Genomic DNA, 15,214 nt, shown 5'->3' with positions numbered 1-15,214 from the left:
CTATCCTAAAGTAGGATAGCCGTTATAGATTCTTTCTTTTCTTTGCTTTCTTTGTCAGAGCGACATCACAATTTTCAATCTTGTTAATCAATAGATTGGCAAGGGCAAAATCATCGATGTTCGATTTCATATTTACCTCGTAGTTCAAGGTCAGTTGTTCTCCAGCTTGGGCCGTTGTGACAGAAATAAAGTCAATTTCTGAACAACTTTGGTCCAACAACTGGCTGATTTGTTCTGCAACAGAATCTTGTTTTGAGACGGTAATAGTCAAATGGCGGCGCCGTTGATGGTCTGCCTTATTCTGTTTGTTCTCCAATACCAGCCACACCCCTAGTAAAGAGAGGGTTGTTAAAATGGCCAATAAAAGATAGCCAGATCCAGCTGCCAGTCCTATAATCATAGCTAAGAAAATGGCAATCAACTCTCTAGAACCACTCGTAGCCGAACGAAAACGGATCAAACTAAAGGTCCCTGCCACTGCAATCGAGGTTCCCAAACTTCCATTGACCAAAAAGATCACTAAGGTCATCATACAAGGAAGCAAGGTCAAACTAATGACAAACTCTCGAGTGTAAAGTGTTCGGTATTTATAGGTCCAAGATAGGGCCATCCCTAGAAAGAGGCTGACCAAAAGGGCCAACAGTAAGCGCAAGGGATCCACCGTTGCTGTGGCATTATTAAAAATAGAATCAAATAGATTAGACATAGGCAGCACCTACCGTTTCTTGAACTGGTCTTGGGGCATAATCCAAGCCTTGTGATTTATGATAAGCACAGCTATATTTTGAAAATTTCTGCTTCACCAAACCATACTTCTCTAAAATATCCTTTAGCCATTTAGGTTCTTGGCCAGGAGCCTTAATTTCCATGATCACGAAGTCATCCTCTAGTAGAGGTTCTCCTTTCTTCCCATCAAAAAGGCTAACAGCCTGATCTCGAAAAACTAGGTTTTGATCGATTGTCACGCGAATCTTCTGATAAGGATAACCCTGAATGGATTTCTTTTCTTTGAGAGACAAGCGATCGTAATAAATGAACATCCGTGGTTCCAATCGATGACCATAACGTTTGCGCAATCTCTGAATCTCTTGCACTAAGTCTGGATCTTGTATCTGATGATCTACTTTCCCATCTGTCATCAAGTTGATAATGGCTTGTGAAGTGGCGACTAGGCGGAATTTATGGCCAATTCCTTCTTCATCTTTTGACTTCACCTCTAGAAACACTGGACTGTCTGCTTGAGGTTTTTCTATATAAGTCCGCATCCGAATTTTTTCACGGCGGTGTTGTTTGGCAAGAGCATCTTGAATGACATCAAAATTTTCTGTATCAAAATAAATGTTTGAAATGGTTGAGGTTGGGTAATCATCTTCTACGACGTATTCTTTTAAGTCTTTGATCAAGTCCTTCACGTCATCTTTTGCGACGATATATTTTGTTTCGATTCGTTTGAAACTTGTCTCAATTGTTTTTTTCATGTTTCTTCTCCTTTAAGGGGGCTATTGTTTCTAAACTTCAGTAAGTATGAATACGACTTACGTGCTTTCTAGTTTAATGGGACTTTCTTAACTGGTCATTAAGCCAAACTTAAAGAAAACTAAAGTTAAGGTTCCTTTCAGAAAAACTTTAGGAAACTTTCAGCTAGCAACTTTAGACTAGGAGCATATCAATTGAACAAGAGGAAAAGCTCATGAAATCAAACAAATGGAAATTTTTATTAACGGGGGCCGCAACCCTCACCTTACTGACAGCTTGCACCCAGGCGTCATCACAATCAGCTACAAAAAGCAATACTGCACAAACAACCACTACTTCTACTTCAAAAAATAAAACAAACAATTCCAACTATTTTACAGATAAGGACAAGGACAGCTCTTATGATGAAAGCAAAGCCTCTACTGTAAAACTGTCTGGATCTTCTGCAAGTGTATCAGGTGACGGCGTTGCTGTATCTGGATCAACTGTGACCATCTCAAAGGCCGGAACCTATGTCATCTCTGGTGAATCCGATGGAGTTCAAATCAAGGTCGAAGCAGGTGACTCAGATGATGTTCACATCGTCTTGAAAGGCGTTACCATGACCAACACCAACGCGCCAATTTCTGCTACGAAAGCAGGTCATGTCTACCTGACTCTAGCAGATGGCACGACCAATACCTTGTCTGATTCAAGTTCAAACAATGATGAAGATGCCGATGCGGTGATCTTCTCTAAAGGCGACCTCACCATCAATGGTTCAGGTACGCTCAACATTGACGCTAAGAAGAACAACGGTATCAAAGCCAATGACACTCTCCATATCACAGGTGGAACCTATAAGATAACGGCTGTAGGAGATGCCTTCAACGTCAATGACGAACTCAATATCACTGGTACGACCATGACCATCGATGCAGATGAAGATGCCGTCAAGGTGGATAATGATGAAGATACTTCGGTCGGAACCATGTACCTTTCAGATAACAAAATGACCATCACTGCAGGAGACGATGGCATCCATGCTTCTGGAGATCTGATCATCGATAGCGGAACCTATGAGGTGACAGAGTCTGTCGAAGGTCTCGAAGGAAAATCGATCACCATCAACGGTGGTGATATCACCATCTATGCAACCGATGATGGTGTCAATGCAGCCAATGCTAATGCCAACCAAGATGAAATTTTCTTCACTATGAATGGTGGAACCCTCAACGTTGAAGTTGGCCAAGGCGATACCGATCCAATTGATTCGAATGGAAATATCACTGTTACCGGAGGAACCATTAAATTAACGGGTCAATCTGGATTCGACTTTGATGGAACAGCTACCTACACTGGCGGAGACATCTATATCAACGGTGAAAAACAAACGGAAATTGTCAACTCCATGCCTGGAGGCGGTGGTGCTCCCGGAGGTGGCGGACCTCAAGGCGGTGGACCTGGAGGCGGGCATCAATAATAACAAACAAAGGCAGGATTTCTTCCTGACCTTTTTTTGTTGCCTTTTTTATGATAGAATAGAAATTCAATCAGCTTATCGAAAGGAACATGATGAAAAAACAGACACTCCCTCTTTTCTTCACACTCTTGCTGTCTCTTCTTTTTCTATCAGCCTGTGTGCCGGACCTTAAGATCAACTTTAAAAAAGTACCCACTGCTACCAGCTCAAAAAAGAAAACCTTTAAAAAAAGTAGCTCGAGTCGTTCTAGCCTCCCGAGTCGCTCAACCAGTTCAAATAGCTCAAGCAACTCCTCTAGCTCTCCCTCAACTACTACGGAAACCTCTTCTGACATCGTCACGACCGAAGGACTCCCTAAAAATGCTCAAGAAGCTCCAAAAGATAAGATTTATGCGACAGGAAACCTAAAAGTAGCCTACTCTAGAAATGACGATAAAATTTTTGCACAGACGCCGGATTATGAAGGATATACCACCGCTCTTGTCCAAACAATTCTTGGAAATCCAGAGAAACAAATAACAGACCCTGCTTATATTGCCGAATCTTTTGAAAATACCGAATTAGAAAATATTAAAGGGCTCTACCACGAGGGAAAAATCACAGGGGAACAAGCTCACGCCTTTTTGATGGGAGCTGTTGATCTCAAACAAGCTTCTAAATTCGGAGTAAACTACACCATTTACACCTATAAAAACAACACTATCCAACTGGTCTTTGAAAACGACCAACTTCTCTATATTACTCCAAATCCTGATGTCGTCTTCTTTAAATAATTTACATTCTCGCTTAGACAAGCGAGAATTTTTGTTTCACATGAAACAAAAAACTCCCAACACATTCTGTTGGGAGTTCCCGAAGATTAGTCCTCTTCATATTGTTTTGGATTATAGAACCACATTCCTAGCCCTGCAAAAAGAGCAATAGTCATCAGAAGGAAGGCCACTTGATTTCCAATTTCTCCTGTCATCGAAATCGTTTGACGAAGACCAGAAACGGTATAGCTCATTGGCAAGAATGGATGAATGGCTTGGAAAAAGCCATTTGTCAAAGCAAGAGGATAGGTTCCTGCACTAGAAGCCAATTGCAAGAGCAAGAGGATCAAGGAAAGGAAAGCACCGATCTTTCTTTGCCATGTTGTCAAAGCAGTCACGATAGACATGAAGGCCACACTACCAATCACACAAAGGAAGAGAGTAGCCATCTCATGATTAGCTGATAAACCAATCAAGTGAACGGCACCATAGACCAAGACTCCTGCAATCACCGCAATCGTTCCGTTGACCTCAAAGCGAGATTTAAACCATGCCCAGCGACTTTCAGGATGACGACCGGATGGCAATTTTGCAAAGATCATATTGGTTGACAAGGCACAAACAAAGAGTGCTACAGAGATCATATAAGGAGCCATTCCGACACCATTCACCGGGACATTGTCACGGTCTGTTTTAGACAAAGTGACAGGATCTGCTAAGGTTTTAGCGTTTTCTTTTTCAGTTGTAGCCACATTCAATTGTCCCTTAGCATCGTTTAATCCTTGACTCAAGGTTTGGCTTCCTGTTGCTAATTCACCTAAACCATTTGTCAATGTTTGGCCACCTGCTGCTAATTTGCTGGACCCATCTGAGATTTGATTTGCACCGTCGGCTAGTTTATCAGCACCAGTCACCAATTGACCTGATTTTTCTGTCAACTGATTGACACCAGTGACAAGTTTGTTGACACCACCTGCCAACTCTGGAGTTTTGCTGTTCAATTGTCCTACACCGTCAGCTAATTTTCCAGCACCGGCAACCAATTCACCCGACTTACCTGTTAATTGAGTCGCTCCTGAAGCCAGTTGATTCATGCCTGATGTCAAGGCAGGCATCTTCCCATTTAACTCACCTAGACCAGAAGCTAATTGATTGCTTCCTGCAAGTAATTCTGATGATTTACTATCTAGTTGGCCAACACCTGCTGCTAACTGACTAGCACCATCCGTTAAAGTGCTACTATTGGTCTGAAGTTGGGTTGCTCCATTAGCGATTTTATCGACACCTGCTGTATAAGCGTCGATCCCCTGACTGATGGTTTGACTAGCTGGTAACAATTGTCCACTAACTGCGGATTGGATCTTAGACAAACCACTTGACAAGTCTGTCAAGGTAGAAGAAGCTGTCGGTAAAACTTGATTGGCTGCCGTTTGCAGTTGTGTCAAGCTATTTCCTGTATTCAAACTACCTTGGATCGTTTGAATCGTAGTCAAGATCCCTTGAGCCGCCGTTTCACTCGAGCTTGGGCTCGATGAGATCGCCGCATTGATTTCCGCTTGTTGGTCAGCTGTCATTGCTTGATAGGCTGCTGTCCCTTGTACACTTGCAAGGGCATTTGCACGATCCGCTTGGGCTGAAGCAAGGATTGATTGAGCTGAATTCGCAATACTCGTCAATCCAGACGAAAGTTGACTGGTATCTACTGAAGCATTTTGAATCGCTGCATTTAATTGGTTTAAACCAGCTGCCAATTGATCAATCTGAGCAGATTGACTTGTAGAAGCTTGTAGCTGGCTTGATAATGTTTGAATACCTGATTCTAATTGTGAAACCCCATTTCGAAGGGTAGCAGATTGACTACTTAATTGACCCGCTCCTTCTGATAAAGTAGCGACTCCATTTGTATAGGTTGCTAAACCATTTGAAAAGTTAGATAGGCCTGAATTCAATTGACGCACGCCATTGGTATAATTCCCAAGACCATCATTGAGGGTCCCCATACCACTGGTTAATTGACCAACTCCTGAAGCTAACTGAGGGGTTTGACTCGCCATTTGATTGAGACCATTTCCTAATCGATCCACTCCGGTAGCGTAAGCCATCAAGCCTGTATTAAAAGTACCAAACCCATTATTTAATTGATTGACGCCAGATACCAAGTTTGGAAGTTGACCAGCCATTTGATTGAGACCATTTCCTAATTGACCAACACCATCTGTATAGGCTGCTAGACCCGTACGAAGAGTAGTCGCACCATCTGAAAATGCTAAGCTTGAACGAGCCAATGTATTCAAATTAGTAGACAGTGTTTGACCACCATCTTCCAATTTACTTGCACCATCTGCTAATTTAGCACTTCCATCTGCCGCTGTCCCCATACCAGATTTAAGCGATCCCATTTTGGAAAATAAAGCTGTTGTATACGTATTGGTCACTTTTTCGGCCACTGACTGCTTCATCTTTGTCATCGCAGTGTCGCTCATTTTTCCTGCGATAAAACTATGACCACTGGACGTTTGGTAATCAATGGTCATCTGTTCTGGATGATTGGTTAAGATAGAGCTAGCTTTCTTTGAAAGATCCTCAGGCAGGGTTACAATCATATAATAATCGCCATTTTTAAGACCATCTTTCGCAGCTTTCTCATCTACAAAATGAAAATCAAGTGAGTCATTGTCCTTCAAATTGGACACCATGTCTTTTCCGATTTCCATCTTTTGTCCATTATATGTAGCAGATTGATCCTTATTGACAACCGCTACAGGAAGATCCGAAACTTGGCCATATGGATCCCACATGGAAGATAGAAAAATAATATTATAAAGAGCTGGAATCAAAGCAACCCCAATCATGACAATGATAAATGTTGGCTTTTTAAGAATAGCCTTCCATTCTTTCATCATATTTTTTGTCTCCTTTTTATACACATTGTCTAAATTTCTGATATAATAGATTATACAGTTTCTAGAAATTTTCACAAGTAGGAAATCTTTATTTTTAGACACTGTGTATAATTTTGTGCAAAAAGGATTAACAGATGACTGAGAGCAATAAACGATTAAAAACAAAACGAAATATCGAGGAGGCGATGGTTCGACTACTAGAAAAGGAATCATTCGACCAAATCACAACGGTTGAGTTAGCACAAGAATCCGGCATTAGTCGCTCTAGCTTTTATACCCACTATCGAGACAAGTACGATATGATCGAGCGCTACCAACAAGCACTCTTTCACAAGCTTGAATATATCTTTGACAAACACCAAGACGACAAGCGCCAAGCGATTACAGAAGTGTTCGAATTCCTAACCAAGGAGCCACTCTTTGCAGTTCTTCTGACAGAGAATGGAACCAAAGAGATCCAAACCTTCTTACGACATAAATTACAGATTCTTCTGGTTGATAGTTTGCAAGAGCGCTATAGTCATAAATCATTAACAGATATTGAAAGAGTCTACAGTTCTGTCTATCTGACCAATGCCTTCTTCGGAGTCTGTCAGATGTGGGTTTCGCGCGGAAAAAAAGAAAGTCCTCAACAAATGGCTGAATTTTTAATGAAAATGTTACGGTAACAGTCTCTCCTGATCGATCTAGATCAGGAGTTTTTTTATTAGCAGGTTTAGGTTTTAAGAAAACAAAAAGGGGAGCAAAGCCAGAAATCAACCCTTTAAGACAAAACAAAAAGCCCACTGTAGTAGGCTTTCTGCAAAGTATATCTTAAAATTAAAGCATTTTGTTGTAGAATTCAACGACAAGTGCTTCGTTGATTTCTGGGTTGATTTCATCGCGTTCTGGAAGGCGAGTCAATGAACCTTCAAGTTTGTCAGCATCGAATGATACGAATGCTGGACGTCCAACTGTAGCTTCAACAGCTTCAAGGATAGCTGGAACCTTAGCTGATTTTTCGCGAACTGAGATCACTTGACCTGGAGTTACGCGGTATGAAGGGATATCAACGCGTTTTCCGTCAACAAGGATGTGACCGTGGTTAACGAATTGACGAGCTTGACGACGAGTAGTCGCAAGTCCAAGACGGTAAACAACGTTATCCAAACGACGTTCCAAAAGAAGCATGAAGTTGAAACCGACAGTTCCTTCTTTAACTTTAGTAGCTTGTACGAACAAGTTACGGAATTGTTTTTCACCAAGTCCGTAAGAGAAACGAAGTTTTTGTTTTTCAGCTAATTGCAAACCGTATTCTGACAATTTTGAACGGTTGTTTGGTCCGTGTTGACCTGGTACGTAGTTACGACGTGCCAATTCTTTACCTGTACCTGTAAGTGACAAGCCAAGACGGCGAGATTGTTTCCAAGATGGTCCTGTATAACGTGACATTTGAAATGTCCTCCTATAAAAATAATTTTTGTAGGAAATAACGTTTTAGACAAACCTGATTCGTTCAGAAAGCCTTCGCCCAAACAGCAAAGGTTACTTTTCTAGCTGACTTCCTGTTGACGAGCTTCATTTTGTCCTGCTGTCATTTCGCACAAACTCTATTCTATCACGGAATAGAAACTTTGTAAAGTCCTTCAAAACAATTTCAATGAAATTCAGACAATAATTCTATGATTCGTTTTTTATATTGCAATTGTTGCCAGTCTCTATCCGTTGCTGGATCCCATTTTAAAGGAAGATCTGCAATAATTTCACCGGGATTATGATTCAAGATATAGATCCGGTCACTCAATGTCAAAGCTTCTTCGATACTATGAGTGATCACTAGAGTGGTGAGACCAAGACGTTCCTTGCTTTCTAGATACCAGTGATAAAGATCCTGCCTTGTCAATTCATCTAAGGCACTAAAAGCTTCATCTAATAGGAAGACAGAATGACCCAATAGATAAGTCCTTAATAGCGCCACCCGTTGCCGCATCCCCCCACTCAGCGCATTAGGATAAAGGTTGGCGATACTTCCCAATTTAAATTCATCTAACAATTTTAGAGCTGTAGATGTTGCCTCTTCCTTAGGAATCTTTTTTAATTGAAGGGGAAGAATAATATTTCCCAATACTGTCTTATGTTCTAACAAAAGATCCTTTTGTAGCATATAGCTGACTTTTCCAAAGGAGATCGGGGCATCATCTACTTCTATAGCGCCCTTTTGTAAGGGAAGGATCCCAGCAATTAAATTAAACAAGGTTGATTTCCCTACCCCACTTGGACCTAGAATAGAGACGATTTCTCCTTTTTGCACTTCTAGTGATACATTGTTTAAAACTGCTTTATCTCCAAAAGAGAAACTTACATCTTTTACGGTTAAAATATCAGTCACCTACCAATTCATTTGTGAAACCTTTGTCTTCTAAGTCATTTGAAACCAATCCTTGCTCTTTTGCCCAAGCATAAAAAGCATTCCAACGTTTGGAGTCAAACTGTCCCCATTTATCCTTGTCTGAAGCATATTGACTGGAAAGATATTTTTGAGAAGCTAGTACAAAATCACGCTGGTTAGCCAAAGCAGGGGCCTGTTTAATCAAGATATCTGCTGCTTCTTCTGGATGCTCTATAGCATATTGGTAGCCTTTTTTCACCGCTTGAATGAATTTTTTTGCTTCCTCTTTATGAGATTTCAAATAGTCATTGTTAGCAATAATAACAGGCGAATAGTAGTCAAATGCAGGAACAAAATCTTTCATATAGAAGAAATTGGTTTTCATTCCCTTTTGCTCAGCCAAAATTCCATCCCAACCGTGATAAATCCAAGCAGCATCAAAGACCTTATTTTCAATCGGAGTAATGGAATTTGAATCACTATTTGGAACCAATTTTACTTGATTAAAATCAGCCCCTTCTTTTTTCATCATCGATTTGATCATTTCCAACTCAATCGGATCATTCCAGGTACCATACTTCTTACCAACCAAATCTTTTGGACTTGTGATCGCTGCATCTTTTCTTGAAATAATCCCTGACGTATTGTGTTCGACAATAGCTGCAATAGCGGTAATACCCGCACCTTTATCCAATTTCTTGGCCATAGAATCTTGGAAATAAATACCAAATGGAGCTTTCCCATTGATAATCAAATCAGAACTACTGTCTTCCGGAGGAAGTTTTATATCTACATCCAGTCCTGCATCTTTAAAGTACCCTTTTTCCTTTGCTACATAGAGACCCGTGTGATTGGTATTCGGGGTCCAATCTAGAATAAAATCAATCTTTTTCAAACCACTTGACGATTGCTTGACAGAATTTTGACAAGCACTCAAGAAAACAAATCCCAATATTATTGAGAAAAATAAACCTATTGACTTTTTCATTAGCTATACCTCTTTTACATTTTTGTCAATTTAATTTTTACACCATTTACAAGTTTGTCAATCCTTTTTCCATTTTAGAATGGTTCGTTCTAATTGATCAACGAGAAACATACCGAGTAAACTAATAGCAGAAATCAATACAATGATCGCAAACATCGTATCATACTGAAATAACTTCTTCGATTGGATCATATAGACCCCCAATCCATCAAAACCTCCTAACCATTCTGAAACTACCGTACTGATAAAAGCATAGGAAACGCTCACACGTAAACCTGCAAAAAAATAAGGAAGCGCTGCAGGAATTTTATAATGAGCTAAGGTCTGAAAGCGATTGGCTTGCATAATCTGAAACAATCTCAGAATATCTTGATCGCAATGCCGAAAACCATCTAACAGACTGACTACGATGGGAAATACCACCGTAATAATGATCAAAACCAGTTTTGGAAGCATACCATAACCAAACCAAAGAACCAGGATAGGGGCCAAGGCAATCGTCGGAATGGTTTGAATAACAACCATAAAAGGATAGACCAGATCATTCACCCATTGAAAACTATCCATGAGAATCGCAAAGCCGGCAGCAAGAAGAACCCCTATAACAAGTCCGATCAAGGCCACTTGAAGGGTAGACAAACTGTGATGAATCAGGAGAGCTCGATCTCGTACAAAGGCATTTCCAATTTCAAGTGGCGTTGGTAATACAAATTTGGGGAGAATATTTAAAAAACCTGCTAACTGCCATAAGACAAGAAGGCTGCTAAAACCTGCAAATCCTATCAACTGTTTTGAATATCTTTTTACAAGAGACATCGTAACCCCCTTTCTCACAAATAAAAAACGCCTCCAAAATAGGAGACGGATTGCACAAGGTCACTCATAACGAAAAATACATTTCATTTGTTTCCTACGCTGGCATTACCCAGATCAGGTGCGGTCGAAGCTTACACTTCCTCTCAGACTGTACACAGACTCCCATATGTATTTATTATAATAACTGATTTAGACGATAAAAGCAAGAAATTAATCCAAATAACGAATTAAATTCTTCTCTGTTAAAATATCTGAATAGGTGTAAGACTCCACGTATGTATTAGCTGGTTCACCTGGTAAGCTATTGTCGTTCGTATACTCGATAATAAATAAAGAAGGATAGACCTCAATCAAGCGTCCAAATTTATTTTTTTGACGTTTCCGTCCATTTTCAAGCGTCATTTCAACCACTTGTCCTTCATGGGCCTTGATCTCTTCTTTAATTTTTTTCATTTTTGCAACATCTGTAAATGCATCACTCATCTTATTGATCCTCTCTCTTTGAAATACTTGAGAATTTATTGTATTCCTTTTGGAATATTAATTCGACTGTCCCACGCGCACCTGAACGGTTTTTCTCGATAATCACTTCAACCGTATTATTGGGCATTCCATCTTCTTCCTCTTCACCAGCTCGATCATAATAATCATCACGGTACAAGAAAGCAACAATATCCGCATCCTGCTCAATCGATCCAGATTCACGAATATCAGAAAGAACAGGACGTTTGTCTTGGCGCTGTTCCACACCACGTGATAGCTGACTCAAAGCAATGACGGGAACTTTTAGTTCCTTCGCCAAAATTTTTAACTGACGAGAAATTTCTGAAACTTCCTGTTGACGGTTTTCTCTTCCAGTCCCTGTAATCAGTTGCAGATAGTCAATCAGGATAAGACCGAGATTCCCTGTTTCCTGCGCCAATTTTCTTGCTCTCGAACGAATCTCAGTGATCCGAATTCCTGGGGTATCATCGATGTAAATACTCGCATTGGCCAAATTTCCTTGAGCAATGGCATATTTCCGCCACTCTTCATCCGTCAATTGACCTGTACGAATCGAATGGGATTCAATCAAGCCTTCAGCAGCTAGCATCCGGTCTACCAAACTTTCAGCACCCATTTCTAATGAGAAAATAGCCACTGTCTTATCCAACTTTGTCCCGATATTTTGAGCAATATTTAGAGCAAAGGCTGTTTTCCCTACCGCAGGACGAGCCGCTAAAATAATCAATTCTTCCTCATGTAGCCCCGTCGTCATATGGTCCAAATCGCGATAGCCTGTCGCAATACCCGTGATATCAGAGGTTTGAAGCGAACGGGCTTCTAAGCTACCAAAATTTATATTCAAGATGTCTCGAATATTTTTAAATCCACTACGATTTGCGTTTTCACTAACATCAATCAGAGCTTTTTCAGCACCCGCAATGATTTCATCTGAAGGACTTGCACCATCATAAGCTTGATTAATACTTTCCGTTAATCGAGAGATCAATCGACGTAAGACAGCTTTTTCGGCAACAATCTTCGCGTAATACTCCGCGTTAGCTGAAGTTGGTACCGAATTAATGACTTCTACCAAATAGGAGAGACCGCCAATATTTTGGAGATCCCCCTGACTATCTAAAATATTTCGAACAGTCGTCGCATCAATCGCATCCCCGCGGTCAGCTAGATCGATCATGGCTTTAAAAATCAAACGGTGCGAGTACTTAAAGAAATCGCCAGGCTCGATATATTCACGAACAAAGACCAATTTCCCCTCATCAATAAAGATGGCTCCCAACACTGATTGCTCCGCTTGGATATCCTGAGGTTGTGTTCGTAATTCCTCTATCTCAGCCATAAAAAAACCTTTCTATCGATCGTGTTTACCCTTCATTTACACGAATATTAATCACACCTGTAACATCTTGATAAATTTTTACAGGGATGTCAATCAAACCTGTTGAACGAATTGGAGAGGAAACTTGGATATGACGTTTATCAATTTTAATGCCAAATTGTTTCTCAAGCTCTTCTGCAATCTTTTTATTAGTAATAGAGCCGAAAGTACGGCCATCTGGCCCAATTTTTTCAGTGAATTGAACAACAGTTGCTTCTTCTTCTAATTTTGCTTTAATCTTTTGCGCTTCCGCTAACAATTCAGCATGCGCTTTTTCTTCTGACTTTTGTTTTCCACGAAGCTCACCGATTGCTTGGGCATTGGCTTCTTTCGCAAGATTTTTTTTGATCAAAAAGTTTTGTGCATAACCAGTAGGCACTTCTTTAATTTCGCCCTTTTTACCTTTACCTTTTACATCCGCTAAGAAAATAACTTTCATTCTACATTCTCCTTTTCAATAGTTACTTCGTTTTCAATAGTCTCAATCAGTTGTTGACGAATACTCATTAAATCTTGACCCTCAATTTGAGAAGCCGCCGAGTTGAAATGACCTCCTCCGCCAAGCTGTTCCATGATACGCTGTACATTGACTTTGCTTCGACTTCGTGCAGAAATCGAGACAGTTCCACTTTGATTACAAGCAATGACAAAGGTTGCTTCCACCTCAGACATGGCTAGCATACTATCAGCTGCTTTACTAATAGTTACTGAATCATAGGCTTTAGTCGTATTGGCACAAGCTACGATGATATGCGGCAAAATCTTTTCACCAGTCAAGATCAGTTCGTTCACTTCGCGGTACTCATCAAACTGAATCGCAGAGATCTCCTGGATGGTTACACTATCACTACCTCTTGAACGAAGGTAACTCGCCACATCAAAGGTCCGACTCGTAACACGTGCGGAGAAGTTCTTAGTATCCAGCATAATTCCAGCCATCAAGACACTAGCTTGAATCTTCGTTAACCGATTTTTCTTCGACTTCTGGAACTGAATAAGTTCACTAACCAATTCGCTCGCACTACTTGCTCCACTTTCAATATAGGTGATCAGAACATTTTCAGGGAAATCATCATCCCGACGATGATGGTCAATGACAATAATCTGTTGGAATTCCTGATAAAATTCTTTAGAAAGGGTCAAGGCTGTCTTAGAATGGTCAACCATAATTAACAAAGAGCGATCCGTCACCATTTGCATGGCTTCCTCTAGGGGAAGGATTTTCGTTACCTGCTCTTCTTCTAGTTTCGCAATTGCTCTTGAAATATCACTAGCCATTGCATGCGGGTCATAGACCACATAAGAGGAAGCCAAAATATTGCTAGAGAAAAACTGCATTCCCACAGACGCTCCTAAAGCGTCCATATCCAAGTTTCTATGCCCAACAATGAAAACTTGATCAACGGATTTAATCTTATCCGAAATAGCTGTCATCATAGCGCGTGTGCGAGTCCGCGTCCGCTTCACAGCAGAAGCTGTTCCACCACCAAAGAAAATAGGGTTTTTCTGTTCATCGTTTTCTTTGACTACTGCTTGATCCCCACCACGAACTTCCGCAAGGTTTAGGTTCAAGAGAGCCACTTTACCAATCTCATCATGCTCCCCGTCACCATACGAGAATCCCATACTTAAGGTAATAGGTAGCTCACGATTTTTAGCTTCTTCACGGAATTGATCGATGACAGAAAATTTTGATTCCATCAACTGTTCTAAGACCGTGTAGTCTGTAAACAAATAGAAACGATCCATCCCCACACGTCTGTAAAACATATGGTAATGAGCTGTAAACTCTTCTACAAAGTTGGCAATAAAACTATTGATATTGCTAATATCAGAGTCTGAAATGACATCTTCTAGATCATCATAGTTATCAACAGAAATAATACCGATAACGGGACGAGTTGTCACCAATCCCACAGTTGCTTCATACTCACTTGAAACATCAAAAAAGTAAACAACACTAGACGTCTGATCAAAGTAAACAGAATATTTCTTATCGGCTACAGTGACATAATGACCTTTATCCTCAAACAGAGTATTGAGTAACTTTTTCAAGGATTCAACATCAAAGTCTCCATCATCTGTTGAAAAAATCAATTCAGCATAAGGGTTGAACCACTCTACTTCATTTGATTCTTCATTAATCTTGATAACTCCAACAGGCATTTTATCAAGGAGGGATGCTAATCCGCTTTCTGCCTGATGGTTAACATATTGTATTTGTTCTAATTCATCTAACTCTGAAATTTGTAACTGGTATTCAAATAAAGCAATCAATCCAGCTAAGACTAAAAAAATTGCAATGAGAGTTACATAGCCTTTGCCAAAGATTCTTAAAAAAATTGCTAAAATTGCAAATGAAATAAAACCAATTAACACATAATGGATGAACGATAAACGAAATTTTTTCATCATAAACCTCTTCTCGGAATTATACCATAAATAGAGGTAAAAAGCGAGGTTTCTCTCTATATTACAGAGAAGATCGACCTGTAAAAGCTCTTCCTCGGCTTCACTACTTTGTAAACAAGGTTTACAACTGTGTAAATAGTAACAACAGATTTCAA

At 40.2% G+C, this 15,214-nt stretch carries 14 protein-coding genes and 1 riboswitch; of the genes, 3 read left to right on the top strand and 11 right to left on the bottom strand.

What is annotated here, in order from left to right; genetic code table 11:
* Positions 1–22: 22 nt before the first annotated feature.
* Complete coding sequence (locus PCY11_RS05790; RefSeq protein WP_049475078.1) at positions 23–706, bottom strand: DUF4956 domain-containing protein; 684 nt, start codon at positions 704–706, stop codon at positions 23–25.
* The gene (locus tag PCY11_RS05785) at positions 699–1,478 is read right to left on the bottom strand and encodes a polyphosphate polymerase domain-containing protein (protein ID WP_049475077.1); all 780 of its coding nucleotides are present in this window, start codon (positions 1,476–1,478) and stop codon (positions 699–701) included. Before PCY11_RS05785 ends, PCY11_RS05790 begins: the two co-directional genes overlap by 8 nt.
* Before the next feature lie 212 nt (positions 1,479–1,690).
* Here PCY11_RS05785 and PCY11_RS05780 point away from each other — a divergent pair, with 212 nt between their 5' ends.
* Positions 1,691–2,938, top strand: coding sequence for a carbohydrate-binding domain-containing protein (locus tag PCY11_RS05780; RefSeq protein ID WP_070846093.1), 1,248 nt, complete (start codon positions 1,691–1,693; stop codon positions 2,936–2,938).
* An 89-nt stretch (positions 2,939–3,027) separates the two neighbouring features.
* A complete protein-coding gene (locus PCY11_RS05775) occupies positions 3,028–3,711 on the top strand; it encodes a DUF4947 domain-containing protein (protein WP_083324087.1) in 684 nt (227 codons plus the stop codon).
* Positions 3,712–3,797: 86 nt separating this feature from the next.
* Here the strand turns inward: PCY11_RS05775 and PCY11_RS05770 are convergent, their stop codons facing one another.
* Positions 3,798–6,593, bottom strand: coding sequence for a YhgE/Pip domain-containing protein (locus PCY11_RS05770; protein ID WP_024055447.1), 2,796 nt, complete (start codon positions 6,591–6,593; stop codon positions 3,798–3,800).
* Positions 6,594–6,727: 134 nt separating this feature from the next.
* Here PCY11_RS05770 and PCY11_RS05765 point away from each other — a divergent pair, with 134 nt between their 5' ends.
* Positions 6,728–7,261, top strand: a complete 534-nt coding sequence (locus PCY11_RS05765) for a TetR/AcrR family transcriptional regulator (protein ID WP_003001962.1) — start codon at positions 6,728–6,730, stop codon at positions 7,259–7,261.
* A 151-nt stretch (positions 7,262–7,412) separates the two neighbouring features.
* Here the strand turns inward: PCY11_RS05765 and rpsD are convergent, their stop codons facing one another.
* From rpsD to PCY11_RS05725, 8 genes are all read right to left on the bottom strand, one after another.
* On the bottom strand, positions 7,413–8,024 hold the full coding sequence (gene rpsD / locus PCY11_RS05760; RefSeq protein ID WP_003002210.1) for a 30S ribosomal protein S4: 612 nt from the start codon (positions 8,022–8,024) through the stop codon (positions 7,413–7,415).
* Positions 8,025–8,229: 205 nt separating this feature from the next.
* Positions 8,230–8,961, bottom strand: coding sequence for an ABC transporter ATP-binding protein (locus PCY11_RS05755; RefSeq protein ID WP_024056481.1), 732 nt, complete (start codon positions 8,959–8,961; stop codon positions 8,230–8,232).
* A complete protein-coding gene (locus tag PCY11_RS05750; protein WP_049475071.1) occupies positions 8,954–9,949 on the bottom strand; it encodes an ABC transporter substrate-binding protein in 996 nt (331 codons plus the stop codon). Before PCY11_RS05750 ends, PCY11_RS05755 begins: the two co-directional genes overlap by 8 nt.
* 57 nt (positions 9,950–10,006) lie before the next feature.
* Positions 10,007–10,765 (bottom strand): ABC transporter permease, encoded by a 759-nt coding sequence (locus PCY11_RS05745; protein WP_021154138.1) that lies wholly within the window; start codon positions 10,763–10,765, stop codon positions 10,007–10,009.
* Positions 10,766–10,839: 74 nt separating this feature from the next.
* Positions 10,840–10,941: riboswitch (TPP riboswitch) on the bottom strand.
* A 34-nt stretch (positions 10,942–10,975) separates the two neighbouring features.
* Positions 10,976–11,248, bottom strand: coding sequence for a Veg family protein (locus PCY11_RS05740; protein WP_003009183.1), 273 nt, complete (start codon positions 11,246–11,248; stop codon positions 10,976–10,978).
* Position 11,249: 1 nt separating this feature from the next.
* Complete coding sequence (dnaB, locus tag PCY11_RS05735; protein ID WP_014714093.1) at positions 11,250–12,608, bottom strand: replicative DNA helicase; 1,359 nt, start codon at positions 12,606–12,608, stop codon at positions 11,250–11,252.
* Between the two features lie 25 nt (positions 12,609–12,633).
* A complete protein-coding gene (rplI, locus tag PCY11_RS05730; RefSeq protein ID WP_024056479.1) occupies positions 12,634–13,086 on the bottom strand; it encodes a 50S ribosomal protein L9 in 453 nt (150 codons plus the stop codon).
* Complete coding sequence (locus tag PCY11_RS05725) at positions 13,083–15,062, bottom strand: DHH family phosphoesterase (RefSeq protein WP_042760252.1); 1,980 nt, start codon at positions 15,060–15,062, stop codon at positions 13,083–13,085. The genes rplI and PCY11_RS05725 overlap by 4 nt, the downstream gene beginning before the upstream one ends.
* Between the last annotated feature and the right edge of the window lie 152 nt (positions 15,063–15,214).

Origin of the sequence: Streptococcus sp. SP8, from assembly GCF_030440045.1 — a bacterium.
GTDB classification, from domain to species: Bacteria; Bacillota; Bacilli; order Lactobacillales; family Streptococcaceae; genus Streptococcus; species Streptococcus parasanguinis_I.
This window is presented reverse-complemented; position numbering and strand designations above follow the sequence as displayed.

Excerpts from the sequence above, each read along its gene's own strand:
- PCY11_RS05785 (WP_049475077.1), bottom strand. The coding sequence starts at position 1,478 with ATGAAAAAAACAATTGAGACAAGTTTCAAACGAATCGAAACAAAATAT.
- PCY11_RS05740 (WP_003009183.1), bottom strand. The coding sequence starts at position 11,248 with ATGAGTGATGCATTTACAGATGTTGCAAAAATGAAAAAAATTAAAGAA.
- PCY11_RS05725 (WP_042760252.1), bottom strand. The coding sequence starts at position 15,062 with ATGATGAAAAAATTTCGTTTATCGTTCATCCATTATGTGTTAATTGGT.
- rplI (WP_024056479.1), bottom strand. The coding sequence starts at position 13,086 with ATGAAAGTTATTTTCTTAGCGGATGTAAAAGGTAAAGGTAAAAAGGGC.
- rpsD (WP_003002210.1), bottom strand. The coding sequence starts at position 8,024 with ATGTCACGTTATACAGGACCATCTTGGAAACAATCTCGCCGTCTTGGC.
- PCY11_RS05750 (WP_049475071.1), bottom strand. The coding sequence starts at position 9,949 with ATGAAAAAGTCAATAGGTTTATTTTTCTCAATAATATTGGGATTTGTT.
- PCY11_RS05745 (WP_021154138.1), bottom strand. The coding sequence starts at position 10,765 with ATGTCTCTTGTAAAAAGATATTCAAAACAGTTGATAGGATTTGCAGGT.
- PCY11_RS05780 (WP_070846093.1), top strand. The coding sequence starts at position 1,691 with ATGAAATCAAACAAATGGAAATTTTTATTAACGGGGGCCGCAACCCTC.
- PCY11_RS05790 (WP_049475078.1), bottom strand. The coding sequence starts at position 706 with ATGTCTAATCTATTTGATTCTATTTTTAATAATGCCACAGCAACGGTG.
- PCY11_RS05765 (WP_003001962.1), top strand. The coding sequence starts at position 6,728 with ATGACTGAGAGCAATAAACGATTAAAAACAAAACGAAATATCGAGGAG.
- PCY11_RS05770 (WP_024055447.1), bottom strand. The coding sequence starts at position 6,593 with ATGATGAAAGAATGGAAGGCTATTCTTAAAAAGCCAACATTTATCATT.
- PCY11_RS05775 (WP_083324087.1), top strand. The coding sequence starts at position 3,028 with ATGATGAAAAAACAGACACTCCCTCTTTTCTTCACACTCTTGCTGTCT.
- dnaB (WP_014714093.1), bottom strand. The coding sequence starts at position 12,608 with ATGGCTGAGATAGAGGAATTACGAACACAACCTCAGGATATCCAAGCG.